The following is a 24287-nucleotide window of genomic DNA, read 5'->3' as shown; positions in this document are numbered from 1 at the left end:
CTGCTGCTCGGCGTGCACGGCGACGACGGCCGTCAGCGGATCGGCGTCCTGCGGCAGGTGGTGCCGGTCGGCCGCGAAGAGCACCGGCTGGTCGTCGGCCGCGCCCTCCCGGGCGTCCTCGGGGACCGGCAGATCCTTCAGCCGCGCCCACGCGGCGCCGAGCGAGCGCGGCTGTCCGTGCCGGCCGTCCCGGCCGAGCAGCAGCGTTTCGACGAGTTTCAGATCGTGGCAGCGGGCCGGCCGTACCGGCAGCCGGTCGAGCAGCCGGGGGTACAGGTCCTCGGTCGCCGCCCACACCCAGCGCGGCCCGCCGGACGCCTCGCGGGCGGCGATGGCCGCGGCGAGATCGGCCACCCGCTCGGCGGACCCGGTCGGGACGCCCTCCTCGTCCAGCGCCAGCAGCCGCCCGCCGTGCCCCACGGGGTCGGGTGCGACGGCGACGCGTGGCGCGGAGGGCAGAGGAGTGCTCACGGGTCGAGCGTAGAGCGGGGCACTGACAACGGGCCGTGTGCAAGGCGGCCGGTCAGCGGTCCAGGAGCGTGTCGCGGTGCTGGGCGCGGTACTCGTCGAGCAGCGCCATCCGGTCCGCCGTGGTGAAGGGCCGGTACGCCGCGCCGCAGGGGCCCGCGTCCGGCGGGGACCACCAGACCGGATCCGCGCACGAGAAGCCGGTGCGGCGCAGGCCGACCCGGTGGACCTTGTTGGTGGCGGTGACCGGCATCCGCGCGGTCACGCGCACGAAGCGCGGCGGCATCTTCGTGCCCAGATCCGGCTGGGCGGCGAGGAAGGCGGCGAACGCGGCCGGGTCGAAGGCGGCGCCGTCGTGCAGGGCGAGGGTCGCCATGACCTGGTCGCCCGCCACCGGGTCAGGGACGGCGTAGACGGCGGCCGAGGCTGCGTCCGGGAAGCGGGCCAGGATGTTCTCGATGACCGCGGCGGCCAGGTTCTCGCTGTCGACGCGCAGCCGGTCGTCGCTGCGCCCGGCGAAGTGGAAGAAGCCCTCGGCGTCACGGAAGAACAGATCGCCGGTCCAGTACCAGTCGCCGCGCAGCCGGTCGGCGACGGCCTGCTCGTTCTTCCAGTAGCCCTCGAACGTGCTCCGGCCGCGGTTGACCAGCTCGCCGATCGCCTCGTCGCCGTTGAGCAGCCGGCCGTCGGCGTCGAAACGCGCGGGCGGGCGTTCCCGGCCGGTGCCGGGGTCCACGACGGCGAGATCCGCACCCGGGGCGGCGCGGCCGATGGCGCCGGGTGGTGTGCCGGGGGAGCGCTGGATGGCGGCGCCGCCCTCGGAGGAGCCGTACCCCTCGATGAGCGGGGCGCCGAAGCGGGCGGCGAAGCGGGTGGCGTCGACGGCCCCGGCCTCGGTGCCGAAGCCGTGCCGCAGTGGGTGGTCGCGGTCGTCGGGGCGTTCGGGGGTCGCGAGCAGGAACTGCACGGCGCGGCCGACGTAGGTGAAGTACGTGGCCCCGTAGGCCCGTATGTCGGGCAGGAACCCCGAGGCGGAGAACTTCCGGGTCAGGGCGACTGCGGCCCCGCCGGTCAGTGCCGGGGCCCAGTTGGCCATGACGGCGTTGCCGTGGAACAGCGGCATGCAGATGTAGTGGACGTCCTCGGGCACCACGCCCAGGAAGTCGACCAGTGCCTGCCCGGCGTGGGCGAGGCGGCCCTGGGAGCAGATCACCGCTTTGGGGGTGCCGGTCGAGCCGGAGGTGAAGTACAGCAGCATCCGGGTCCCGGGCGTGACCTCCGGCGCGGGTTCCGGCTCGGCGCCCGCGTACGGGGCGAGCAGCGCGTCGTACGCGGGGTCGTCGACGACGAGGACGCGGTCGCGGGCGAGCGACGGTCCCAGGTCGAGGCCGTCGAGCAGCGGGAGGTGGGCGCGTTCGGTGACCAGCAGGGCGCATTCGGTGTGGGCGATGTCGCGGGCCAGTTCCGGGCCGCGCCGGGTCGGGTTGACGCCGACCACGGTGGCTCCGGCGAGTGCGGCCGCGCCCAGCCACAGGGGGTACTCGGGGACGTTGTCCAGCAGGACGCCGACATGCGGCTGCGCTCCGGGCGGCAGCAGATCGCGCAGCAGCGCGGCGCGGGCCGCCGACGCGGCGGCGGTCTCGTGGTGGGTGAGGACCAGATCGCGGTACTTCAGGCCCGGCCGGTGGTCCTTCCACCGCGCGCGCACCAGCTCCGCGACCGTGGTGCCGGCCGCGGAGCCGGTGTCCGGGGTGTGAGCGGCCCCCGCCGTGTGCGTGCTCCCCATCGCCGCCTCCCGTCCGTTGGACAGCAAGCGGCACCATAACTGACTAGTCGTCAGATGTGGAGGGGGCGATCGACGGCGGGGGCCGGTGCGAGCGGTCGGGGTGCTGCGTCAGGAACCCTGCTGAGCCTGCTCGACGGACTTGCGGACCTCGTCCATGTCCAGCGCGCGCGCCTGGCCGATCACATCGTCCAGGGCCGCGGCCGGCAGCGCGCCGGGCTGGGCGAAGACGGCGACGCGGTCGCGGACGATCATCAGCGTCGGGATCGACTGGATGTCGAACGAGGCGGCCAGCTCCGGCTGCGCCTCGGTGTCCACCTTCGCGAAGACCAGGTCCGGATTCGCCTCGGCGGCCTTCTCGTAGACCGGGGCGAACATCCGGCACGGGCCGCACCAAGCGGCCCAGAAGTCGATCAGGACGAAATCGTTCTTGGTCACGACCTCGTCGAAGTTGTCCTTGGTCAGCTCGACAGTGCTCATGGTGCGCATAACGGGGTGTGCCGATCGGATATTCCGGCGACTTCACTCATCCGGGTGATGGGGTGACCGGGTGCAGTGGCGATCAGTGGGTGGGTCTCGTTGGTCCTGTCATGGGAACGACGGAATGGGCCCGGGACAGCGGCGGTGCGAACGACGGAGCCGCCTGGCGCGTCACCCGGGGTGGAACGATTCCGCACGGCTCGGACGTCCCGGTGTACGCCGCCCTGGCCGACCAGTGGCGGTCGGCCGGGCGGATGGTACCGGGGCAGATCGACGCGGAGTGGGCCGAGCTGGTCGGACGGATCCCGCGGTTGACGGGGGTGTGACGACCGGAAGCGGGATGTGACGGCCGCAGTCGGGATACGGCGGGAGAGCGGCCACGAACGGCCCTGCCGCGGTCCGGGACGCCTCAGCCCTCGTCGAAGACCAGGTCCTCGGGCGGACGGTTCATCCGCACCGTCTGGCCCGAGACCTCCACCACCGTCTCGAAGCCGGTGTACTGGCCGCGGGACACGATCAGCACGCGGTCGCCCCGCTGGTCCAGGAAGGCGGCGAACCCGGCCAGCGACGGGTCTCCCGCGCCCAGCGCCAGGTAGTCCGCCAGCCGACGGAACAGCTTCGGCATGATCACGGCCTCCGAGGTGATCGACTCCAGGCCGTCGATCCGCGCCCCTGACTGGGTGACGTCCAGCGACCACAGCCCGACGCCCTTGGACCGGGCCGCGTCCACCGCCGCGGTCAGCGCCTGGCGCAGATCCACGTACAGATTCCGGTAGTACGTCGGATAGGCCAGGCCCTCCGCGAACTGGTGGAAGTTGGCCGTCTCCTCCAGCAGCGCCGCCTCCACCCGGATCCGTTCCCCGCTGGTGCCCGGCGCCGCGCCCTTGCCGACCAGGGCCACGCACCGCCCGTACAGATCGGCGCCGCGGCTGAGGAGGTAGCCGGGCAGCTGCGCCGGCTCCGCCGCGCTCACGGTGCCGTGCCCGTCGCGGGTGACCCCGGTGAAGCCCAGCCAGGACAGCAGCTCCCCGGCGGCCTGGTCGGCGTACGGCGCCGGCTGGTGCAGTTCATGGCCGTGCGCCGGTATGTAGTGCGTCTCCAGGGCGTCGATCGCGTCCAGCCGCAGCTGCGCGCCGCCCGTCGCGTTGCGCTGCACCCGGTGCTTGCCCTCCACCAGGTCCCAGTGCGCCGGATCGGTGGGGTAGAAGCGGATGGAGTCCCCGTCGGGACGGGCTCCGGTGATCCGGTACGTGCCCTCGATGACGAGCATGGGCATGGCGACGCCTCCTCAGCGTGTCCACGTATCCGCCCGGTCGGCGCGGCCGGCTGTCCGCCGCGGGCCGCCCGCGGATCCTCGGTGGATGTCCCGCGCGGTTCCCTTCCCTCCAGCGTGACGCAGAAATCCCGGCGGCACCGGGGACCGGCCGGTAACGGCGGGCTGAATTCTTCTCATCAACCCACAGCGTGGACGCCCCCTTGAGCTGGATTCGAGGGCCGGTACACATCCTCGGACGCATCGCCCGGAGTGACCCGAAAGGAACCTGCTGTGAACGTACGCGCGACGTTCCACAAGCCGGGACGGCGGCCATGGTGACGGTCCTGCGGCGCGCCGGTGCCGGGGAAGGCGCCCTGGCGGTCCCGCAACTGCGCCATTCGTCCTGGGAGCTGGCGGCCCGCTTCGACCGGGAGCTGGGGGACCCGGGCGACCCTGCCACCGTCTTCTCCTACCAGGAAGCCGTCCGGCTGGACGACGCCGAGGAGTTCCCCGACGAGGCGTGCGCCGCCCTCGACGCCTGGGGCCTCGCCGACTACTACGTGCCCGCCGACTACGGCGGGGTGCTCACCGGCTTCGAGGACCTGCAGCAGCTCATCCGGATGCTGGCCCGGCGCGATCTGACGGTCGCCGTCGGACACGGCAAGACCTTCCTCGGCTCGGTGTCGGTGTGGGTCTCAGGCGACCACGCGGCGGCGGTCCGGCTCGGTGCGCTGGTCAAGGCGGGTGCCCGCGTCTCGCTCGGCCTGACGGAGCGCACCCACGGCAGCGACATCATGGCGGGCGAGCTCACCGCGGAACCGGTCGGCCCCGGCTACCGCGTCAACGGCGAGAAGTGGCTGATCAACAACGCCACCCGCGGCCGGCTGCTCAGCCTGCTCGCCCGAACGTCGCCCGTCGGCGGCCCGCGCGGCTTCACCCTGCTCCTCCTCGACAAGGAGGAACTGCCCGAGGAGACCTACCGCTGCCTGCCCAAGGTGCCCACCCACGGCATCCGCGGGGCGGACATCAGCGGCGTCGTCATCCAGGACGCGGTGGTGGGCCCGGAGGCGGTGGTCGGCGGGGCCGGCGGCGGTGCGGAGCTGCTCCTCAAGTCGCTCCAGCTCACCCGGACGCTCTGCCCGTCGCTGTCGCTCGGCGCGGCCGACCACGCGCTGCGGCTGGCCATGGAGTTCGCCAGTGAGCGGGTGCTCTACGGCCGACGGCTGACCGAACTCCCCCTCACCCGGCGCACCCTGGCCGAGGCTTACGCCGACCTGCTGGTCTGCGAGGCGCTGAGCACGGTGGCGACCCGCAGCATCCACGCGCTGCCGAGCGAGCTGAGCGTCACCTCCGCCGTCGCCAAGTACCTCGTGCCGACCATCATCGACGGACAGGTCGCCTCGCTGGGATCCCTGCTGGGCGCACGGTCGTTCCTGTCGGGCGAGTTCGCCCACGGCAGCTTCCAGAAGGTGGCCCGCGACCACCGCATCGTCGGCATCTTCGACGGCAACACCCTCGTCAACCAGTACTCGTTGGTGGCGCAGTTCCGTTCGCTGGCCCGCAACTACCTCGGGCCGCTGGACCACCGCCCGCGGTTGGGCACCCTGTTCAACCTGAGCCGGCCGCTGCCGCCGTTCGACCCCGAGCGGCTCACCCTGCTCTCCCGCTACGGCAGCAGCGTCCTGGGCACCCTGCCCGCCTCCGTGACCCGGCTGGCGGACGCGGCGCTGCTCGACCCCGCGCTCGGCGGCGCCGCCCGGTGCGCCGCGGAACTGCGGGTGGCGGCCGACGCGCTGCACCGCAGGATCGCCCGCCGGATGGAAACGGTGGCGGCCGCGTCACCCGAGAGCTTTACCGACGCACGCAAGTACGGGCTCTGCTTCGCCGGGGCCGCCTGCCTGGGACTGTGGCTGCACAGCCACCGTGAGGCGGAGGCGGGCGGGACCGGCGGGCTCTGGCAGGACGGTCTGTGGCTCGAAGCCGTACTGAACCGGCTGCTGGCCCGCCTGGAGGCGCGCCCGGCCGCGGGCGCCGCGGAGGACCCGCTGTTCGAGCGGCTCTACACACAGCTGACCCAGCAGTACCAGGACGGCAGTCTCTTCTCGTTGCTGCCCTGCCCGATAGCCGAGGGACCGCCATCATGCTGAAGGACAACAGCTCCCGCCCGCAGCCGGGCCCCGTCCCGGACGCCGGACCGGCGCAGCCGGCCGGGCTCCGGTCGGTGGACCCGGCGGAAGTCGCCATCCAGGCCAGGGTCGCCGAACTGGAGCAACTGCTCGGCGACCCCCGCGACCCGGACAACCCCTTCGGGCACGACGCGTTGCTCGCCGCCGACGACCGCAGCGAACTCCTCCCCTCCGCGGAGGACGCGCTCACCGGCTTCGGCCTCAACCACGAGTTCGTGCCGGTGGAACTCGGCGGGCGGCTCGCCCGGGTGGACACCCTCGCCCGGGTGCTGCGACCGGTCTTCCGCCGGGACGCCTCACTCGCGCTGGGCTACGGAGTGACGTCCTTCCTCGCCGCGGTCGCGGTGTGGGCGGCCGGTACGCCCGAGCAGCGCCGCTGGACCGCCGACCTGCTGATGGGCGGCGGCCGGCTGGCCATCGCCTACCACGAGCTGGCACACGGCAACGACTTCGTCCGCAACGAGTTCACCGCGCTCCCCGACGGCACCGGCTTCCGGCTGGACGGCCGCAAGGAAGTGATCAACAACGCCGGGCGCGCCGAGGCCCTCGTCCTGTTCAGCCGCACCGCGAAGGAGGCCGGCGCCCGCAGCCACTCCGTGCTGCTCGTCGACAAGAGCGTGCTCCCCGCCGACCGGTTCGAGCATCTGCCGCGCTACCGCACGGTCGGGGTGAAGGGCTGCGAGATCGGCGGCTTCCACTTCCGTGACTGCCCGCTGCCCGGCGACGCGCTCGTCGGCGGGCTCGGCGAAGGCGTGGAGATCGCCCTGCGGTCCTTCCAGATCACCCGCAGCGCCATTCCCGCGATGGTGCTGGCGGGCGCCGACACGGCGCTGCGCACCGTGGTCGGCTTCGCCGTCGACCGGCAGCTGTACGGCCGTTCGGTACTGGAGATCCCGCACGCCCGGTCCACCGTGGCGGGCGCCTTCACCGACCTGCTGATCTGCGACTCCCTCGCGCTGGCCGCCACCCGGGCGGTCCATCTGCTGCCCGGCCAGACCAGCGTGTACGCGGCGGTGGTGAAGTACCTGGTGCCCAAGTTCCTGCAGGACGCCACCTACGACCTCTCGATCGTGCTGGGCGCCAACTTCTATGTACGCAACGGCGAGTACGGCATCTTCCAGAAGCACGTACGCGACCTGCCGATGACCAGCCTCGGACACGCCGGGACCGCCGCCTGCCAGGCCACGATCATTCCCCAACTGCCGCGGCTGGCCCGCAAGTCGTGGTTCGCCGGCGAACCCGCCCCCGCCTCGCTCTTCCGCAGCTGGGAGGGTCTGCCGCCGCTCGACACGAGCCGGCTGTCGCTCGCGGCGGACGGTGACGCGCTCGCCGCCTCCCTGGTGACCGGGTACGACTGGCTGCGGGCCACCGGCAGCGGGGGGACCGACGCGGCCGCACTGATCGAACTCGTCCGCTCGCTCGTCGAGGAACTGCGCGAACTGCAGGGCGAGTGCACGGAGATGCCGCCCGAGGACCGCACCGTACTGGCCAGCCCGCACGCCTACGCGCTCGCCGACCGGTACGCCCTGGTGCTCGCGGGATCCGCCGTCCTCAACGTATGGCGCGAACAACTGGGGGGCGGCTCGCCGTTCCTGGCCGACCCGGCCTGGCCGACGGCCGCGCTCGCCCGGATCGCCCGGCGGCTGGGGCTGCCCGTCCCGGAACGCACCCGGGACGAGGTGGACTGGCTGCTCGGCGAGGTCCTCGACCGCTACCACGGCGAACGCAGCTACGACCTCTACGACAGCCCCCTGGCCGGTTGAGCGGCACCGAGACACAAGAGGAGTCGGACATGGTGGTTCCCGGCAGCGCTGTCCAGGAGCGGGAGTTTCGCGGGTGGCTCCTGGAGAAGCTCGGCCAGTACCTGCGGCGCCCCCCGGCGGACATCGACATCAGCGTGCCCTTCGCGGAGTACGGCATCGACTCGGTGGCCGCGCTGAGCATCTTCGGTGACATCGAGGACGGATTCGGGCTCTACCTGGAGCCGACGGTGGCCTGGGACCACCCCACGGTGCAGTCCCTCGCCCGCTATCTGGCCTCCGAGTCCGCCCGCAGCGCCACCGGCCCGCTGACGCAGGCCCCTTACGGCGAACCGATCGGCGGGAACCAGGCGGGCGGCGACCCGAGCGACCCCCGCGACACCCCCGGGACGGCGGGCTGGACGCGGAACACCCCGGGAGGTGGACCGCGGTGAACCCGATCGCCGTTCTCGGCCTGGACTGCCGCTTCCCAGGGGCCCCCGACCCGGGGGCGTACTGGGACCTGCTCGCCGCCGGAGCCGACGGGGTCGGGCCGAGACCCGCCTCCCGCCGGGTCGGGGACACCCGGCGGGCGAGTGTGCCCGCGGCCCGGCCCGACGGCGGATTCATCGACGACGCCGACGCGTTCGACCACGCCTTCTTCGGCATCGGCCGCGCCGAGGCCGCCGCCATGGACCCGCAGCAGCGACTGCTGCTGCAGACCGCCTGGCGCGCCCTGGAGGACGCCGGCATCAACCCCAGGGACCTGGCCGGCAGCGGCACCGGGATCTACGTGGGCGCCATGGCCGACGACTGGTCCCGGCTGCGGCTGGCCGACGACGCGGCGATCACCCCGCGCACCGGCACGGGCGCCGGCCGGGCGATCCTCGCCAACCGGCTCTCGTACCAGCTGGATCTGCGCGGTCCGAGCCTCACCGTCGACTCCGCCTGCTCGTCCGCGCTGATCGCCGTGCACCTCGCGATGGGCGCGCTGCTGTCCGGCGAATGCGACATCGCCCTGGCCTGCGGGGTCAACCTGGTGATGTCCGACGTCCTGGACGAGATCTACGGCCAGTCCGGGCTCGCCGCCCCGGACGGCCGCTGCAAACCCTTCGGCGCGCAGGCCAACGGCATCGGCCGGGCCGAGGGCGTCGGCGCCGTCGTCCTGCAGCGACTGGAGGGCGCCCGCGACGAGGGCCGTCCGGTCCGCGCGCTGCTGCTGGGCAGCGCCGTCAACCAGGACGGCCGCAGCAACGGCATCATGGCCCCGTCCCGGCGCGCCCAGCGCGAGGTCATCCAGGCCGCCTGCAAGCGGGCCGGGGTCGAGCCGCAGCGGATCGGCTGGGTCGAGGCGCACGGCACCGGCACCCCGGTCGGCGACCTCATCGAGGCCCGCGCGCTCGGCGACGTGTACGGCGGGCTGCGGCCGGAGCCGTGCGCGATCAGCTCGGTGAAGGGCAACATCGGCCACGCCGAGGGCGCGGCGGGTATCGCGGGCCTGATCAAGGCCGTGCTGGCGCTGGAGCACCGGCTGGTCCCGCCGGTCAGGACCGTGGGCGGCGAGCACCCGGGACTCGACCTGGCGGCGCACGGCCTGCGGCTGCTGACCGAACCGCTGCCGCTGCCCGAGGGCGAGATGCTCGCCGCCGTCTCCAGCTTCGGCATGGGCGGCAGCAACGCCCATGTGGTGCTCTCCTCCGCGCCCCGGCAGACCGCCCCCATCGCCGCCCCGCAGACCAACAACGGTGAGAGCGGTGAGAGCCCGGGGGTGTTCACGCTGACCGCGCCCACGGCCGAGGCGCTGCGCCGCAATCTCGTCGTCCAGGCCCGCTCGCTCGCGGCCCGCGCCCAGGAGCCGGTCACTCCGCTGTGCTGGACCAGCAACCTGACCCGCACCGGCATGGCGTACCGGATCGCGATCCCCGCCGAGGACACCGCCGGGCTCGCCGCCGCCCTGGACGCCGCCGCGGAGGCGGGCGAGGGCGTGCCGGAGCCGCCGGAACCCCCGGTGGTGGCGTTCCTCTTCACCGGCCAGGGCGCCCAGTACCCCGGGATGACGAGCCGGCTGTACCGCGAGTCGCCGCTCTACCGGCACTACCTCGACGAGGCGTCCCGGGCCCTGGAACCGCACCTCGGCGGTTCGATCACCGAGCTGCTGCTCGGCCGTGACGAGCGGGTGCACCGCACCGGCTGGACCCAGCCCGCCGTCTTCGCCGTGCAGTACGCGCTGGCCGGCTACCTGGAGGAGCTGGGCGTGCGGCCCGGCGCCGTACTCGGGCACAGCATCGGCGAGTTCGCGGCGGCCGTCACCGCGGGCGCGCTCGGTCTGGAGGACGCCGCGGCGCTCGTCGCGGCCCGCGGCACCGCCATGGAGGCGCTGCCCGAGGGCGGCGGGATGCTCGCCGTGCGGGCGCACCCCGACGACCTGCGCGAAGTCCTCGCGGGCGAACCGCTGGTGGGTCTGGGCGCCGCCAACGGCGCTGCCGCGTCCGTGCTGTCCGGCGATCTGGCGGGCCTCGCCAGGATCCGCGAACAGCTCGCCGCGCGCGGCGTCGGCTGCACCCCGCTCAAGGTCTCGCACGCCTTCCACTCGGTCCTGATGGAGCCGGTGCTGCCCGGCTTCCGCACGACGGCTGATGGGATCACCGCGGGCGAGCCGCGCATTCCGTTCTTCTCCACCGTCCGCGGCGGCCTGCTCGCCGGACGCCCGCTCGACGCCGACTACTGGTGCGAACACATCACCGGCAGCGTCCGGTTCGCCGACGCCGCCGCCGCGCTGCTCGGCTCCGACGTCACGCATCTCGTCGAACTCGGCCCCAAACCCGTCCTGCTGCCCCTTGCCCGGCGGCTGCCCGGAGGCAGCGGGCTGCCCGGGATCTCGGTCGTCCGTGACGCCCACAGCGGCGCGCTGACCGCGGCCGAGGCGGCGGCCGCGCTCTACACGGCCGGGGTCGACATCCGCTGGGAGCTTCTCTACCGCCCCGAGGACAAGGTGCACGCCCAGCTGGCGCCGCAGAGCTTCGATACCTCGGCCCGGTTCTGGTACGAGCCACCCCGACCCGCGGCGGCGCCGGCCGGCGAACCGGGGAGCCCGGTCCTGTCGCTGGTGCGCGCGGACTCCGGCCCGCGGGCACCCGAGCACGACGGCGGCGGGCTCGCCGAGGCGGTGCGCGAGACGGTCGCCGGGATCACCGGCGCCGAGGAGGGCACCCTGCGCGACGACGACCGGTTCTACGACGACCTGGGCTTCGACTCGGTGATGTTCATGGAGCTCAAGTACCGGCTGGAGGAGGCGGTACCGGCGCTGGGCGAGCTGTCGATCCCGGAGATGATGTCGAGCCTGGTCTCGGTGACGACCCTCATCGGCTACCTGCGTGAGCAGCTCGCCAGGGTCCCCGCCTGATGACCCGGCGCCCGCCCTCGGAGCCCGGCATGCACCTGCTCGCGGCTGCCACCGCGCTGCCCGGCCCGGCGATCGGCAACGAGGTGCTGGCCGGGCGGCTCGGGCTCTCCGCCGAGTGGGTGGAGATGTTCATCGGCACCCGGACCCGGCACTTCGCCGTGGACCTCGCGGGCGGCGTCGGCTGCCTGCTGGCCGACCTGTGCGAACAGGCCGCCGTCCGCAGCCTGGAGCGGGCCGGGCTGACCGTGCGCGACCTCTCCTTCGTGGTGCTGGCCACGGCGACCCCGGACTCCCTGATGCCCACCACGGCCGCCGTCGTCGCCGACCGGCTGGGCGCCGCCGGCATCCCGGCCTACCAGCTGCAGTCGGGCTGCTCCGGCGCCGTCCAGGCGTTCACCCTCGCCGAGGCGCTGCTCGCCCAGCAGCCCGCCGGGCCCGGCGGGCCGTACGGACTGGTCCTCGGCGGGGACGTCTGCGCCAAACACCTGGACCTGGAGCAGGACTTCCGCCGGATGCCGCCCGCCCAGCTCGTCAACTACGTGATCTTCGGCGACGGCGCGGGCGCCGCCGTGGTGAGCGCCGCCCCGGCCCCCGGCAGCGCCGCCTTCCACGGGCTCGGGAACCGGCTGGCCCTGCCGGGCCAGCCACCGGGCCAGCACGTCGAGTGGTACGGCGCCGCCGACCGCGACAGCGCGCTGCCGCCGGTCTCCGAGGACTACAAGGCCGTCGAGTTCCTGGTCCCGGAACTGGCCCAACAGGTCTGCGCCGACCTGCTGGACACCCTCGGCTGGTCGGCGCCCGACCTGGGCTACCTGCTGCCACCGCAGCTCGGCGGTCTGATGACCCGGCGCATCACCGCCGCGCTGCGCGCCGGGCTCGGGGTGGAGAAGGCGGTCGAGATCTCCTGCGTGGCCGACACCGGAAACACCGGTAACGCCCTCGTGCTGAGCCAGCTGGAACAGCTGCTGCCCCTGCTGACCCCAGGAGCGCGGGCGCTGTGCGCCTGCGTCGAGTCCAGTCGGTGGATCTCGGCCGGTTTCGCCCTGGAGGCGTCATGAGGACCGTGCAGGACAACGGAATGAAGGAGGAGGCACAGTGACAGGAGTCGAGGACATGATCACCCTGCTCAACCAGGAACTGGGCCTGTTCCTGCGCCCGGAGGACGCCGGGTCGCCCCTGGACGCGCTCCCGGGCTGGGACTCGCTACTGCTGTTCCGGCTCGTCGCGGTACTGGAGGAGGAGGCCGGGCGGCCGCTGCCGGTCGCCGAGGTCGTCACGGCGGGCACCCTCGCCGAGATCCACGCGCTGGCGGTGGGGCTGTGACGCCCCAGGCCGCGTCGGGTCAGGCCGGGACAGGCCGGACCACGGCACGTCAGGACACCGCGCGGTCCGACCGGGCCCGCCGCCACACCCGGTACTTCCTGCGGTGGGCCCGTGCCGCGGCCCCCGTGCACCTGGGCGCCGACATCGACATGACCGGCGTCCAGGCACACCGGGCCGCGGCCCGTGCCGAGGGCCGCAGGTACTCCGTGGTGAGCTATCTGCTGTACGCCGCCGGCCGGGTACTGGCCGACCACCCGGAGGCCAACGCGACGACGGCCGGCGGTATCGTGCCGCGCACCCTGCGCTACGAACGGGTGCACGCGAAGCTGGCCATCGACAGCGGAACCGCCGACGAGGGCCGGCGCGCGGTGCGCGTGGCGGTGCTGCCCGACGTGGACCGGCTGGACCTGGCCGGAATCCAGCAACTCGTCGACCGCTACCGGAACGGAGCCGCCGAGGACCTGCCGGGAGCGGAGGGGGTGCGCCGGCTCGGCCGGCTGCCCCCGCCGCTCGGGCACCTCGCCTTCCGGACGGCCGTGAGCAGCGGGGCCCGCCGGGCCGAACTGCTCGGGACCGTGGCGGTCAGCTCTCTCGGCCACCGCAGGGTGGACACCTTCCACTCCTACGGTGGTACCGCGGTCACCCTGACCGCGGGCCGGATCGCCGAGGTTCCGGTGGCCCGTGCGACGCGAGTCGCCGTGGCGCCGGTGCTGCGCCTGGGTCTGACCTTCGACCACCGCGTGCTCGACGGCGCGGCGGCCGCCGACGTACTGGACGACCTGGCACTACTCCTGGAGGCATGCGATGCCGCTCTTCCCGGGGGGTGGGACGCCCCCCAACGCCGTTCCGGTGATCGGCCGGCCCATCAGGGTGACCAGTCCGGAAGGCCCGTGGCACCGCGTGGTTGAGGCGCTGGACGAGCGTGGCAGCGTCATGGTCCACGCCCTGCTGTCGGACTGGGTGCCCGAGAACCTCGACGACCCGGAGCTGCGCCCGGTCCTCGGACGGGACTGGCACCGCTACCAGGCGATGCGCCACCACCATGTGCGGGAGCGCTTCGCCGCCTCCCGGCTGCTGCTCAAACACGTGGCGGCGCAGGCGATCCAGGCCCCGCCGGCCACCGTGGAGCTGGCCTACAAGCCCGGTGGCCGCCCGTACCTGCGCGGCTGCGACCAGATCGACATCAGCCTCAGCCACACCGAGGAACTGCTGCTGGTCGGCATCACCCGGCGCGGCTGGATCGGCGTGGACGCCGAGCTGGAGGACCGCTCCATGCTGGTCTCCGGCATCGAACGGCAGGTGTGCACCCCGTACGAGCGCACCATGCTGTCCCAGGTCAGGGAGAGCGACCGCAACCAGGAGATGGTGCGGCTGTGGACGCTGAAGGAGGCGTACAGCAAGGCCATCGGCCAGGGCATGCGGTTCCGGTTCAACGAGTTCGGCTTCGGCCCCAGCGGGCATCCCGTCCAAGTGCTCAGACCGGACGGCTCGCCCGGCACCGGTGAGGAGTGGGCGTTCGGCACCTGCCGCGTCGAAGGCCGCTACACCGCCAGCTGGGCGCTGTACGACGCGGGCTTCGGCGACACCGACGACACCCGGGCCGGCACCATGCTCGACGAGGGCCTGGTCACCGCGCTGCTGCACCAGCCGGCCGAGGCGCCGCAGCCGGCCGCCGAGGCCACCGCCGCGACCGACGTGCCGCTGACCGGAGCCGGAGTGGCGGCATGACCGCCGCCCCGCCGCCCGCCGGGACCGACGTGGTCGTGGTCGGCGGCGGGCCGGCCGGACTCGCGCTGGCCCTCGCACTGGTACGGCTCGGGGTGCGCACGACCGTGCTGGAACGCTCCGCCGGCGGCCGCCGCGACTTCCGCGGCGAGTCGCTGTCCCCGGACGGCGTCCGGCTGCTGGACCGCTGCGGCGTCCTGGAACAATTGCGCGCCATCGCCCTGCCGGTGCGCCGGCTGGAGGTCGCCGACGGCGGCAGGACCGTACTCGACGTCGGCTTCGAGTCCTTCCCCTATCCGTACCGTTTCCCGCTGGAGATCCCGCAGTCCCTGCTGCTCGCGGAGATCGAGGCCGCGGCGCGGTGCCAGGACGGCTTCCGGATGCTGCGCGGCTGGACCGCCAAGGGCCTGCTGTCCGCGGACGGACGGATCACCGGTGTGCGGGCCGCCGGGCCCGGCGGGGTGGAGTGCGAGATCCGCGCCCGGCTCACCGTCGGCGCGGACGGCCGCTACGGCAGGATCCGCAAACTCGCCGAACTCGACGCCCGGGTACGGCCGCTGGACCGGGACGTGATCTGGATGCGGCTGCCGCGCCCCGTCGAGTGGACGGACGCGGCCTACCGGATCCGGATCCGCGGCGACCGGCACGCCCTGCTGCTCCCCGACTCCGGCGGCACTGTCCGGGTGGGCCTCAACATCCCCAAGGGCGGCCTGCGCGAACTGCGCAGATCAGGGCTGGACGCGTTGCACGAACGGCTCGGCGAGCTGGCCCCCGAACTGGCGGAGCCCGCCCGGCAGACGCTGCGGGACTGGTCCGACACCGCGCTGCTGGACATCTTCAGCACCACCGTGCCGCATTGGTCGGCGCCGGGCATCGTGCTGATCGGAGACGCCGCGCACACCCTGTCGCCGGTCCTCGGGCAGGGCGTCAACCACGCCCTCGCCGACGCGACGGCCCTCGCGCCGCTCGCCGCCGCGGCGCTCCACAGCGGGGAACCAGCCGGACTCGACCGCGCCACGGGACAGTTCCAGCGACAGCGGTCCCGCGAGGTGGCCCGCTCCCGGCGGCTGCAACTGCGCCAGGAGCGGATCTTCACCTGGTCGGCCCCGGCCGCCGTGGCGGTGCGCCGCGGCGTCTACCGGGCGCTCGACCGCTCCGCCCGGCTGCGTGCCCGGATGCTGGAGCCGGCGTACTTCGCCGACCAGCGGGCCGAGCGGGCCCGCGGCGCACGGCGTGAGGACCACGACGAGCACGAGCAGGAGGCGCGGACATGACCACACGGCTCGGTGCCGACGACGCCATCGGCCTGGAGGAACTGCGCGGGCTGTCCCTGCTGCACGCACAGGCCCAGGGCATCGAACCCGGCGCCGCCCAGGAGCTGCTGGCCCGGATCACCGAGCCGTGGGGCGACCGTCCGCGCTCCTGGGGACGCGTCTGGAGCGCGGAGGGCGACCGGCTCACCGGCCAGGGACTGCACCTGGAGGCCTCCCGCCACTACGCCATGGCCCGCTTCCCGTACCCCGGGGACGCGCCCCGCCAGGAAGCCCAGCGCCGCTGCGTCGCCGCGTTCGACACCTGGCGGGCGGAACAGGGCGCGGGCATCGAGCGGTTGGAGGTCCCGCTGGAGGACGGCACCGCCGTCTGCTGGACCGCCGGGCTGTCGGCCACCGACCCGAAACCGCTGATCGTCGTCATGGGTGGCATCGTCAGCGTCAAGGAGCAGTGGGCGCCGCTGCTGGTGCACGCCGAGGCGTTCGGTGTCGCGCTCGCCGTCACCGAACTGCCCGGCGTGGGCGAGAACACCGTGCCGTACGGGCCGCGTTCGCCCCGGATGCTCTCCGCGATCCTTGACGCGCTCTCGGGCCGGGCCGATGTCAGCCGCACCGCCGCCATCGCCCTTAGCTTCGGCGGCCATCTCGCGCTGCGCTGCGCCCTGGTGGACTCCCGGCTGGCCTGTGTGGCCACCGTCGGCGCCCCGCTGCGGCTCTTCTTCGAGGACGAGGCCTGGCAGCGCCAGGTGCCCCGCACCACCCTCGCCGCGCTGGCCCACACCACCGGCGTCCCGCCGTCCCTCGTCTTCGGGTACACCCGCGGCTGGGGCCTCACCGACGAGGAGCTCGGCGCGCTGCGGATCCCCGTCCACTACATCGCCGCGCTGCGCGACGAGATCGTGCCGCTGGGCGAGGCCGCCGTGCTCCGCAGAGCGGCCGTCCCGGGCGAGGTGACGGTCCTCGACGACGTGCACGGCGCGCCCGCCCACCTCGACCACACCCGCGGGCTGCTGCTGGGGGCCGCGCTCGCCGCCGCCGCGCCGGCGACGCCCGGCGCGGTACCGGAAGCCGCCTGATGACCCTGAACCCCCGCGGCGCAACCGCCCCGCCGGTCACGCACACCGCCTCGCGGGGCCGGCCCCCGGCCCCGCCGTCGGCCCCCGCCACGGCCCGCTGGAGCGGCGCTCCGGCCACCTGGGCGCACCGCCACCCCGTCGGGCGCGCGGTGAGCCTGGCAGTGGGCCTGGGCGCGCTGGGCGGCGCGGTGGCGCTGGGCGGGAGACACGACAAGGTGCTGTGGTTCTGCGCGGTGGCGCCGGACACCGCCCTGCTGCTCGGCATCGCCGGAGCGCCCACCTGGCACCGGATGCCGTCCTACGCGGTGCGCCCGTACAACGTGCTGCACTCGCCCGCGGTCCCGGCCGTCCTGCTGACGGCGGCGGCGCTCACCGGGCGCCGCCGCCTCGCCGTCGCGGGCCTCGCCTGGCTCGGGCACATCGGCTGGGACCGCGCCTGCGGTTACGGACCGCGGGACGCGGCCGGCTACGTCACCAGGTGACCGGCAGCGCCGTCAGCCGGTTCACCAGCAGTCCGGTGTGCATCGTGATGTCCTGCTCGGGAACGGCCAGCCGCAGCTTCGGCAGCGCGCGGGCCAGCGTCGTCAGCGCGATCTCCAGTTCGGCGCGGGCCAGCGGCGCGCCCAGGCAGTGGTGCACACCGTGACCGAACGCCAGATGCGACGGGCCGGGCCGGCCGGGGTGGAGGCTGTCCGCGTCCGGGAAGACCCGCTCGTCGCGGTTGGCGGAGCAGATCGACGCGATGACGGCGCTGTTGGCGGGGATCGGCACGCCCGCGACCTCGGTGTCCCGCAGCGTCACGCGCAGCGGGCCGCCGTCGCCCATCGGGTTGTAGCGGAGCAGTTCCTCCACCACGGAGGCGGGCCGGTGCAGCAGCGCCGCGAAGCCGTCCGGCTCGCGCAGCAGGGTGAACGCGCAGGTGCCGATCATTCCGGCGGTCGTCTCGTGCCCCGCGACCAGCAGCGTCATCGCCATCGTGAGGAGTTCCAGATGACTGAGGCTGCCGTGCTCGTCGTGCGCCTGCACCAGCGCGCTGAGCAGATCGTCGCCGGGCTCGAGGCGCTTGGCGCCGACCAGGTCCGCGAGATACCCCACCAGTTCGTCGCGGTTGGCCCGCATCACCTCGGGGGAGTGCGCGGTGAGCGACAGCAGCGCGTCGGACCAGCCGCGGAAGCGGTCCCGGTCCTCGTAGGGCACCCCCAGCAGTTCGCAGATGACGAAGGCGGGCAGCGGGAACGCGTAGGCGCCGATGAGGTCGACGCCCTCGCCCGCGGTGATCATCTCGTCGACGAGCCGCTCGGCGGCCTGCTCGATCCGCGGCCGCAGCGCGCGCACCCGGCCCGCGGTGAACTCGGCGGTGACCAGGGCCCGCAGACGGGTGTGCTCGGGCGGGTCCAGGGTGAACAGACCGCCGGCGTCGAACGGCATCGCGGTCAGTTTCGGCGCCTCCGGGAGGACGGTGGCCGCTCGGCTGAAGTCGGCGCCGCCGAGCACTTCACGGACATCCTCGTAGCGGCTCACCAGATATCCCGGGTCGCCACTGGGCAGGGTGACCCGGGCGACCGGGCAGCCCGCGCGGAGTTCCTCGTAGGCCGGTGGCACCTGCGTCGCGGACGGCCGGGGCGGCGGGTAGGTGGTCACAGTGACACTCCTCGGGGGCGGTGGAGCGCCGGAGCGCGCCCCGGCCGAGCGTCCGCCGCCGGGCTCGTGATCCGGTCGACGTCCCGTCAAGGAGATCCGGTGGAACCGGATCAGAACTTCCATGACTCGTGCTGGAGTCGTCCTTGAGCGGCTGCGGACACCATGGACGCAGCGCCGGACGGAGGCGCGGAATCCCACGGAGGCCTTAGATGAGCCAGCTCGCCAAGTGGTCTGTCACCTACTTCCTGGGCCCGGTCTACCGGGCGTTGGTGACCTACGGGACGTTCTACGTGCCCATCACCCCGTACCTCTACCCGTCGGGCCGGACCGCGGGGCTGGGACGGCAGCAGCGTAAGCCGGGCCACGACTACGCAGACCCGATCGCCGGCTACGCGGGCCCTGCCGACGGGCACCCGGAGACGGTCCGTCCGGACGTCCCGCTGAGTGCCTTCGAACGGGAAGCCGCCCGCCAGCTGGGCCTTGTCCACGAGTTCGAACGCCCCTGACCACTCAGGTTCAAGGCGGGTTTGAGGCGACGAGCTCATTCTGACCCCGTACGGCGACGCCAACGGGGGAGCAGCCTTGTCTGGACAAGCGGACTTCGCAGAATTAGTGCGGCAGCAAGCGCAGGCGCGGACCGGCCAAGAGGCCTTCGCCTTCACCGGGGAGGGACGCGACGGGGCCGCGACCGTCGACCGGATCACCTACGGCCGCCTCGACCGGGAGGCCCGGCGGCTGGGCGCCTGGCTGCAGGACCACAACGCGGCCGGTAAGCGGGTGTTGATACTCCAGGACCAGGGTCCGCTGTTCATCGCCTGCTTCCTCGGCTGTCTGTACGCCGGAGCGGTCGCGGTGCCCGCCCCGCCACCCGGCGGCACCCGCCGGCACATCGAACGCGTGGCCGGCATCGTGAAGGACTCCGCCGCGTCGTTCGCCCTCACCGACTCCCGGCACGCGCCGGTCATCTCCCAGCTGCTGGCCGAGGCCGGCCACGGCGACGTGGTGTGCCTGGCGACCGACGCGCTGCCCGCCGACGCCATCGCGCCGGCCGACCCGGACGACTGGCGGCGCCCGGACCTCTCGCTGGACGACCTCGCCTTCCTGCAGTACACCTCGGGCTCCACCAGCGAGCCCAAGGGCGTGATGATCTCGCACCGCAATCTGCTCGCCAACCAGCGGGCGATCCAGCGGGCGATGGGCACCGGGGCCCGGTCCAGGATCGGCGGCTGGCTGCCCTTCCACCACGACATGGGCCTGGTCGGCCATCTGCTGCACCCGCTGTGGCTGGGCGCGCAGGGCGTGATCATGCCGGCGATGAGCTTCGTACGGCGTCCGGTGCGCTGGCTGCAGATGGTCTCGGAGTACGGGATCACCACCGGCGGGGGCCCCAACTTCGCCTATGAGCTGTGCGTACAGCGCGTCACCGACGAGCAGGTCGCCGAACTGGACCTCTCCCGCTGGGAGAACGCCGTCAACGGGGCCGAGCCGGTGCGGGCGGAGACGCTGTGCGCCTTCGCCGAGAAGTTCAAGCCCGCCGGTCTCGACCCTTCCGCGCTCTACCCCTGCTACGGCATGGCGGAGGCGACGCTGCTGGTGTCCGGCGGCATCCCCGGCAGCCGGGCGCCCCAACTGCCGGTGGACGCCGGCGCGCTGGAGCGGCACCGGCTGGAGGACCCCATGCCCGGCCGGTCCGTCCGCACCCTCGTCGGCTCCGGTCTGGTCCGGGACTTCGACCTGCGGATCGTCGACCCGGAGAGCGGCCGGGTGAAGATGCCCGGGGCGATAGGCGAGATCTGGATCCGTGGCGACAGCGTCGCCCAGGGGTACTGGAACCGGCCGGCGGAGACCGCGTACTCATTCCAGGCGGTCACCTCGACCGGTGAGAGCGGCTTCCTGCGCACCGGAGACCTCGGAGTGGTGCGGGACGGCGAGCTGTTCGTCACCGGCCGGCTGAAGGACGTCATGATCGTCGCCGGGCGCAATCTGTACCCGCAGGACGTGGAGCGCACCGTGCAGCGGGTGAGCGCCCTGTTCAGCTCGACGGTGGTCTTCGCCGTCGACTCCGACCGCGAGCATGTGGTGGTCGTCCAGGAGGTGAGGTCAGGGCGCACCTTCGACGCGGATCTGCCCGGCCTGGTGTCGGCGGTCCAGCAGAGCGTGTCGCGGGAGTTCGCGATGCCGGTGCGGAACGTGGTGCTGGTCCGGCCCGGGACGGTCCGCCGGACCACCAGCGGAAAGCTGCAACGCGCCGCCATGCGCCAGCTGTTCCTCACCGACCGGCTCCGCCCCCTGCACGAGGTCGTCGACCCGGACCTCAAACGTCTGGTGCGGCACGGGTAGGACCGGCTCAGGACCGGGCCGGAGGTCGTTTCCTGCGACCATTGGTATCGGCCGTTCACGTAATCTGCTCATCCGTATGCCTAACGTGGCTGAATCTGCGATCCTGTGACCCGGAAGTTGGCAGTTGGGAGCCGGGAGGCGCGACGCATGATTCACGTTCTCCTCGCGGAGGACATGCACATGGTCCGCGGTGCGCTGGTCGCCCTGCTGAACCTCGAGGTCGACATCAAGGTCATCGCGGAGGTCGAGTCCGGGGACGAGATCGTGCCCACCTCCGTTCGGACACGCCCCGATGTGGCAGTGATCGACATCGACCTGCCGGGCATCGACGGTCTGACCGCCGCCGCGGACCTGCATGAGCAGATGCCGTCGTGCCGGACGTTGATCCTCACGAGCCTCGGCAGACCCGGCAACCTCCGCCGGGCCCTGGACGCGCATGTCTCCGGTTTCATCCTCAAGGACGCGCCGCCGGCCAAACTGGCCCAGGCGATCCGCAGCGTGCGCGCCGGAGAGCGGGTGATCGACTCCCAACTGGCCCTGGCCGCCTGGGACACCGGCGAGAACCCGCTCACCCGGCGGGAGGTCGAAGTCCTCCGGCTCACCGCCAACGGTGCGGAGGCGGTGGAAATAGCCGCCCGGCTGTTCCTGTCGGTCGGCACGGTCCGCAACTATCTGACGACGATTCTCGCCAAGCTCAACGCGCGTAACAAGGTCGACGCCATCAGGATCGCCCGCGACGCCGGTTGGCTGTAACGGCCCGGCGTGAGCTCTACGCCGCCGCGCCACTCAGCGGTACCAGGGCGGTCAGCCGGAACCAGCCGTCCTCGGCGGCCGCGGCGTTGAGCGTGCCGCCCAGCTCGCCGAGTCTCGTACAGAGGTTGTCGAGGCCCCTGCCGTCGCGCCGGGCGGTGACGGACGGGGAGGTGTTGAGCCCGTCGTTCTCCACCCGCAGGCGCACCACGCCCTTGTCCAGGATCGCTTCTATGACGCAGTTCTGCGCCTTGCTGTGCCGCAGCAGATTCGACACCCCCTCACGCAGCACGGTGGAGAGCACGGTGTTGACCCGGTCCTCGAGCGGGCCGCAGTCGACGGTCACGACGGTGGCTATGTCGGCCGAGACCAGCACGGCCCGGGTGGCGGCTATCTCGGCGGCCAGCGACATGTCGCGGTAACTGCTCGCCACCATGCGGACGTCGGACAGTGCCTGGCGGGAGATGGCCAGCATCGTCGAGATCTCCTCACAGGCGCGTTCCGGGTGGCTGTTGACCAGCCGGTAGACGAGCTCCCCCTTGAGGGTGATCGCGGAGAGGCTGTAGCCGAGCAGATCGTGCAGATCCCTGGCGACCCGGTCCCGCTCCCGGGCCACCGCCAGCCGGGCGAGTTCGGCGCGGGCGGCCTGTACCTCCACCAGCAGGTCTCCCAGCCGGGTGAGGCCGAAGACGGAGAGGCCGATGGTGCCGACACCACACGCGTAGTAGAAGGCGCTGAACCCGTCGGACCCGAGGTGCTGTTCGATGAAGAACATGCTGATCGCCACGGCCGACGCGCTGAGCCAGGAGACTTTGCCACGAAGGAACAACAGGAGTGATCCGGCGAAGTAGCCCGGCATCCCCACCCAGCTGTCCTTCAGGATCAAGAAGGGGATATAGGTGAGCAGCCCCTGCATCGACAGCGTCCAGATCCAGTAACGAGGTCTGTCACCGCCCCGATTGGGGAGGGAATGGAGGTTCTGCAGCAGGAATAGCGCAACGAGTATGCCGGCGCCCCATGCCATCTCCGAAGTCGGCACCTGGCGGGCCAGCATGCTGACGATTCCCAGCAGCAGATACCCCAGCATGGTCAAGGCCACGATCGCCCGGCCGAGCCGGGGCACAGGAATGTCGCCCCCTGGAAAATCGTGTTCTACCTGCCCCCGTACACCGACCATTACCTGTCTCCCCTGCAGCAATGGATCAGCGGTCATCGTGCTGAGCACCAGGCCGTGCCGGAAGACTACTCGCTACAGGCTGAACATGACCTGCTGTTGCCGCGCATCGTTCGCCCCAATCACTGTCATTGACGGGGTATCCCATGGCACTTTCTGCCTCCGCGGAGGTGTCGTCCGGTGCCAGCGGGCCGAGAAGGAGCTCGCCGATACTGGATTCCTCGCGCCAGTCCAGTCCGAAGGCCTGCGCCGACGTTTCGATGTCTCCGCTGCCCAGCGGCAGGGGAGCGAGCCGCATCGCCGTGGCGACCAAGCACATCGTCTGCTGGACCACGCCCACATGCTTGAGCGCGAGGGCGTACCACATACCGCTGTACTTCCATGACAACCTGCGGAAGCGGGCGGTGATGGTGATCAGGACCTGTGGCGTCGTGGTCATACCCGCGGCGGCGCTCGCCTGTGCGAGCAGTTCGGCAGCGGAGTTCGACGGGTCGTCCAGCCGTACCAGACAGTGGCCGTAGGGGTCGTAGTAGTAGTTGCCGGCCGCCAGTCCCACGCAGCGGCTGAGAGTGATGTAGCACTCCAGCTCATAGGCCGATCCGCCACTCGGATAAGGACGGCTACTGGCGGGATAGGAGGCGGGCTCCAGACCGATGCTGCTGTAGAGGGAACGGATGCGCGCTATCCGGTAGAGGAACTCACCCAGTTGCCGATCACTGAGCGGCTCCTCCGCATAGGTGCGGGTGGACCGGCGGGTCTCCAGTACCGCGGTCAGCGGCGGGTCCGCCGCCAGCACCGTGTCGAGATCGGGCCGGTACAGCGGGATGCGTACGCCGTCGGGCGCGCTCTTGACCGCCGGTTCCGGGGACAGCTGTCCGAGATAGGGGAAAGTGGCCCCGAAGTCGCCGTCATGGCGGCCGAGCCGGGTGCGGGTGTGGAAGAGCAGTTCGTTCGGGGTCCAGGTGATGAGCGAGGGATCGTGGTCCTCGGCGAAGACCACCACCCCGTTCCCGTCCTGTTCGCCGAGCGTGACCATGCCGGCGGCGGCGAGGTAGGCGATGATGTCCGCCACCACGCCCTCCGCCACCGGCAGCGCGGCCGTTGCCGCTTTCAGAGTGGTCGCCTTGCCGAGCACCCCGATCACCCAGGCCGCCTCGGGCCGGCGGAACTGCGCCCGGTGCAGGGACAGCGCCGAGTCCAGGACCAGCAGCTCGTCCTTGGTCTGCAGTACGGCGAACCGGGAGAGTCTGATCGGCTGGTCGGGCGGCACCGCCCGGATGTCCAGCCGGGCGCCGCGGGCGATCGGGACCATGTCCAGGAGTTGCGGTTCGGTGTCGTCCAGGCCCAGCGAGCGGACGACGAGGTAGGAGACGCTGTCGAGGAGTGTGAGCAGGCGGGCCCGGTCGCTCGCGGTGATCTCGCCGTGCGGCCGGGGGGTGGCGCGCAGGATGTTCTCCAGGTCCACCGGCCCGAAGCTCATCCTGCGCAGCGATTCGTAGACCAGCTCATCGGGACCGGTCAGGAGCACGTCCCCCCACCGGCTGTGCAGCACCGCCCCGCCGGCGGAGGATGCCCGTTCCAGATGGACGTCCTCCCGTAGCGACCACAAGGAGACCCTGCGCAGGTCGGTGCCTACGTCCGGGCGTGGTTCTGAATGCACAGGAGGTCTCCTT

At 72.6% G+C, this 24287-nt stretch carries 21 protein-coding genes and 1 pseudogene; 15 read left to right on the top strand and 7 right to left on the bottom strand.

Annotated features, from left to right (window positions below):
- The 3 genes and pseudogenes from O3W51_RS16690 to trxA form a co-directional block, all read right to left on the bottom strand.
- A pseudogene (locus tag O3W51_RS16690) lies at positions 1-471 on the bottom strand (bifunctional 3'-5' exonuclease/DNA polymerase); the annotation flags it as partial.
- 52 nt (positions 472-523) lie between these two features.
- The gene (locus O3W51_RS16685; protein WP_138354170.1) at positions 524-2254 is read right to left on the bottom strand and encodes an AMP-binding protein; all 1731 of its coding nucleotides are present in this window, start codon (positions 2252-2254) and stop codon (positions 524-526) included.
- 108 nt (positions 2255-2362) lie between these two features.
- Complete coding sequence (gene trxA, locus O3W51_RS16680; RefSeq protein WP_138354169.1) at positions 2363-2731, bottom strand: thioredoxin; 369 nt, start codon at positions 2729-2731, stop codon at positions 2363-2365.
- Positions 2732-2841: 110 nt separating this feature from the next.
- Here trxA and O3W51_RS16675 point away from each other — a divergent pair, with 110 nt between their 5' ends.
- Positions 2842-3057, top strand: a complete 216-nt coding sequence (locus O3W51_RS16675) for a hypothetical protein (protein WP_138354168.1) — start codon at positions 2842-2844, stop codon at positions 3055-3057.
- 83 nt (positions 3058-3140) lie between these two features.
- Here O3W51_RS16675 and O3W51_RS16670 read toward each other — a convergent pair whose 3' ends face one another.
- Positions 3141-4007, bottom strand: coding sequence for a nuclease (locus tag O3W51_RS16670; RefSeq protein ID WP_269286412.1), 867 nt, complete (start codon positions 4005-4007; stop codon positions 3141-3143).
- 311 nt (positions 4008-4318) lie between these two features.
- Between O3W51_RS16670 and O3W51_RS16665 the strand changes: the two genes are divergently transcribed.
- The 11 genes from O3W51_RS16665 to O3W51_RS16615 are packed head-to-tail and all read left to right on the top strand — an operon-like array spanning position 4319 to position 17191.
- Positions 4319-6133 (top strand): acyl-CoA dehydrogenase family protein, encoded by a 1815-nt coding sequence (locus O3W51_RS16665; RefSeq protein ID WP_138354166.1) that lies wholly within the window; start codon positions 4319-4321, stop codon positions 6131-6133.
- Positions 6127-7935: an acyl-CoA dehydrogenase gene (locus tag O3W51_RS16660; protein ID WP_138354165.1), complete on the top strand. Its 1809-nt coding sequence runs from the start codon at positions 6127-6129 to the stop codon at positions 7933-7935. The genes O3W51_RS16665 and O3W51_RS16660 overlap by 7 nt, the downstream gene beginning before the upstream one ends.
- A 29-nt stretch (positions 7936-7964) precedes the next feature.
- Positions 7965-8366, top strand: coding sequence for an acyl carrier protein (locus tag O3W51_RS48475; protein ID WP_138354164.1), 402 nt, complete (start codon positions 7965-7967; stop codon positions 8364-8366).
- Positions 8363-11314 (top strand): type I polyketide synthase, encoded by a 2952-nt coding sequence (locus O3W51_RS16650; RefSeq protein WP_138354163.1) that lies wholly within the window; start codon positions 8363-8365, stop codon positions 11312-11314. Before O3W51_RS48475 ends, O3W51_RS16650 begins: the two co-directional genes overlap by 4 nt.
- 29 nt (positions 11315-11343) lie before the next feature.
- Complete coding sequence (locus O3W51_RS16645; RefSeq protein WP_138354162.1) at positions 11344-12372, top strand: 3-oxoacyl-ACP synthase III family protein; 1029 nt, start codon at positions 11344-11346, stop codon at positions 12370-12372.
- Positions 12373-12409: 37 nt separating this feature from the next.
- On the top strand, positions 12410-12637 hold the full coding sequence (locus tag O3W51_RS16640) for a phosphopantetheine-binding protein (RefSeq protein WP_138354161.1): 228 nt from the start codon (positions 12410-12412) through the stop codon (positions 12635-12637).
- Entirely contained in the window at positions 12634-13545 is a 912-nt protein-coding gene (locus O3W51_RS16635; RefSeq protein WP_203673877.1) for a 2-oxo acid dehydrogenase subunit E2, read from the top strand. Before O3W51_RS16640 ends, O3W51_RS16635 begins: the two co-directional genes overlap by 4 nt.
- Complete coding sequence (locus O3W51_RS16630) at positions 13538-14365, top strand: 4'-phosphopantetheinyl transferase family protein (protein WP_244809605.1); 828 nt, start codon at positions 13538-13540, stop codon at positions 14363-14365. Before O3W51_RS16635 ends, O3W51_RS16630 begins: the two co-directional genes overlap by 8 nt.
- Positions 14362-15636 (top strand): FAD-dependent monooxygenase, encoded by a 1275-nt coding sequence (locus O3W51_RS16625; RefSeq protein WP_138354159.1) that lies wholly within the window; start codon positions 14362-14364, stop codon positions 15634-15636. The genes O3W51_RS16630 and O3W51_RS16625 overlap by 4 nt, the downstream gene beginning before the upstream one ends.
- Complete coding sequence (locus O3W51_RS16620) at positions 15633-16709, top strand: alpha/beta hydrolase (RefSeq protein ID WP_138354158.1); 1077 nt, start codon at positions 15633-15635, stop codon at positions 16707-16709. Before O3W51_RS16625 ends, O3W51_RS16620 begins: the two co-directional genes overlap by 4 nt.
- Positions 16709-17191: a DUF4260 family protein gene (locus tag O3W51_RS16615; protein WP_198358522.1), complete on the top strand. Its 483-nt coding sequence runs from the start codon at positions 16709-16711 to the stop codon at positions 17189-17191. Before O3W51_RS16620 ends, O3W51_RS16615 begins: the two co-directional genes overlap by 1 nt.
- Here the strand turns inward: O3W51_RS16615 and O3W51_RS16610 are convergent.
- On the bottom strand, positions 17181-18350 hold the full coding sequence (locus O3W51_RS16610; protein ID WP_269286398.1) for a cytochrome P450: 1170 nt from the start codon (positions 18348-18350) through the stop codon (positions 17181-17183). The genes O3W51_RS16615 and O3W51_RS16610 overlap by 11 nt on opposite strands.
- A 209-nt stretch (positions 18351-18559) precedes the next feature.
- Between O3W51_RS16610 and O3W51_RS16605 the strand changes: the two genes are divergently transcribed.
- From O3W51_RS16605 to O3W51_RS16595, 3 genes are all read left to right on the top strand, one after another.
- Positions 18560-18856 carry a DUF6059 family protein gene (locus tag O3W51_RS16605; protein ID WP_138356856.1) on the top strand — a complete coding sequence of 99 codons (297 nt, stop codon included), beginning with the start codon at positions 18560-18562 and terminating at the stop codon, positions 18854-18856.
- A gap of 76 nt (positions 18857-18932) precedes the next feature.
- Positions 18933-20690 carry a fatty acyl-AMP ligase gene (locus tag O3W51_RS16600; RefSeq protein WP_232485765.1) on the top strand — a complete coding sequence of 586 codons (1758 nt, stop codon included), beginning with the start codon at positions 18933-18935 and terminating at the stop codon, positions 20688-20690.
- 147 nt (positions 20691-20837) lie between these two features.
- Complete coding sequence (locus tag O3W51_RS16595) at positions 20838-21443, top strand: response regulator transcription factor (protein WP_138356855.1); 606 nt, start codon at positions 20838-20840, stop codon at positions 21441-21443.
- A gap of 16 nt (positions 21444-21459) precedes the next feature.
- Here O3W51_RS16595 and O3W51_RS16590 read toward each other — a convergent pair whose 3' ends face one another.
- Both O3W51_RS16590 and O3W51_RS16585 read right to left on the bottom strand, forming a co-directional pair.
- Positions 21460-22527, bottom strand: a complete 1068-nt coding sequence (locus O3W51_RS16590) for a sensor histidine kinase (protein ID WP_232485772.1) — start codon at positions 22525-22527, stop codon at positions 21460-21462.
- Positions 22528-22642: 115 nt separating this feature from the next.
- Positions 22643-24274 carry a SagB family peptide dehydrogenase gene (locus O3W51_RS16585; protein WP_138356853.1) on the bottom strand — a complete coding sequence of 544 codons (1632 nt, stop codon included), beginning with the start codon at positions 24272-24274 and terminating at the stop codon, positions 22643-22645.
- Between the last annotated feature and the right edge of the window lie 13 nt (positions 24275-24287).

This window comes from Streptomyces sp. H39-C1 (genome assembly GCF_027158125.1).
GTDB classification, from domain to species: Bacteria; Actinomycetota; Actinomycetes; order Streptomycetales; family Streptomycetaceae; genus Actinacidiphila; species Actinacidiphila fildesensis.
Note: the sequence above shows the minus strand (reverse complement) of the source record. Positions and strands in the feature narration are given on the sequence as shown.

Coding starts and splice junctions, on each gene's coding strand:
- O3W51_RS16685 (WP_138354170.1), bottom strand. CDS start 2,254: ATGGGGAGCACGCACACGGCGGGGGCCGCTCACACCCCGGACACCGGC.
- trxA (WP_138354169.1), bottom strand. CDS start 2,731: ATGAGCACTGTCGAGCTGACCAAGGACAACTTCGACGAGGTCGTGACC.
- O3W51_RS16675 (WP_138354168.1), top strand. CDS start 2,842: ATGGGAACGACGGAATGGGCCCGGGACAGCGGCGGTGCGAACGACGGA.
- O3W51_RS16670 (WP_269286412.1), bottom strand. CDS start 4,007: ATGCCCATGCTCGTCATCGAGGGCACGTACCGGATCACCGGAGCCCGT.
- O3W51_RS16665 (WP_138354166.1), top strand. CDS start 4,319: ATGGTGACGGTCCTGCGGCGCGCCGGTGCCGGGGAAGGCGCCCTGGCG.
- O3W51_RS16660 (WP_138354165.1), top strand. CDS start 6,127: ATGCTGAAGGACAACAGCTCCCGCCCGCAGCCGGGCCCCGTCCCGGAC.
- O3W51_RS48475 (WP_138354164.1), top strand. CDS start 7,965: ATGGTGGTTCCCGGCAGCGCTGTCCAGGAGCGGGAGTTTCGCGGGTGG.
- O3W51_RS16645 (WP_138354162.1), top strand. CDS start 11,344: ATGCACCTGCTCGCGGCTGCCACCGCGCTGCCCGGCCCGGCGATCGGC.
- O3W51_RS16625 (WP_138354159.1), top strand. CDS start 14,362: ATGACCGCCGCCCCGCCGCCCGCCGGGACCGACGTGGTCGTGGTCGGC.
- O3W51_RS16620 (WP_138354158.1), top strand. CDS start 15,633: ATGACCACACGGCTCGGTGCCGACGACGCCATCGGCCTGGAGGAACTG.
- O3W51_RS16615 (WP_198358522.1), top strand. CDS start 16,709: ATGACCCTGAACCCCCGCGGCGCAACCGCCCCGCCGGTCACGCACACC.
- O3W51_RS16605 (WP_138356856.1), top strand. CDS start 18,560: ATGAGCCAGCTCGCCAAGTGGTCTGTCACCTACTTCCTGGGCCCGGTC.
- O3W51_RS16595 (WP_138356855.1), top strand. CDS start 20,838: ATGATTCACGTTCTCCTCGCGGAGGACATGCACATGGTCCGCGGTGCG.
- O3W51_RS16590 (WP_232485772.1), bottom strand. CDS start 22,527: ATGCTGGGGTATCTGCTGCTGGGAATCGTCAGCATGCTGGCCCGCCAG.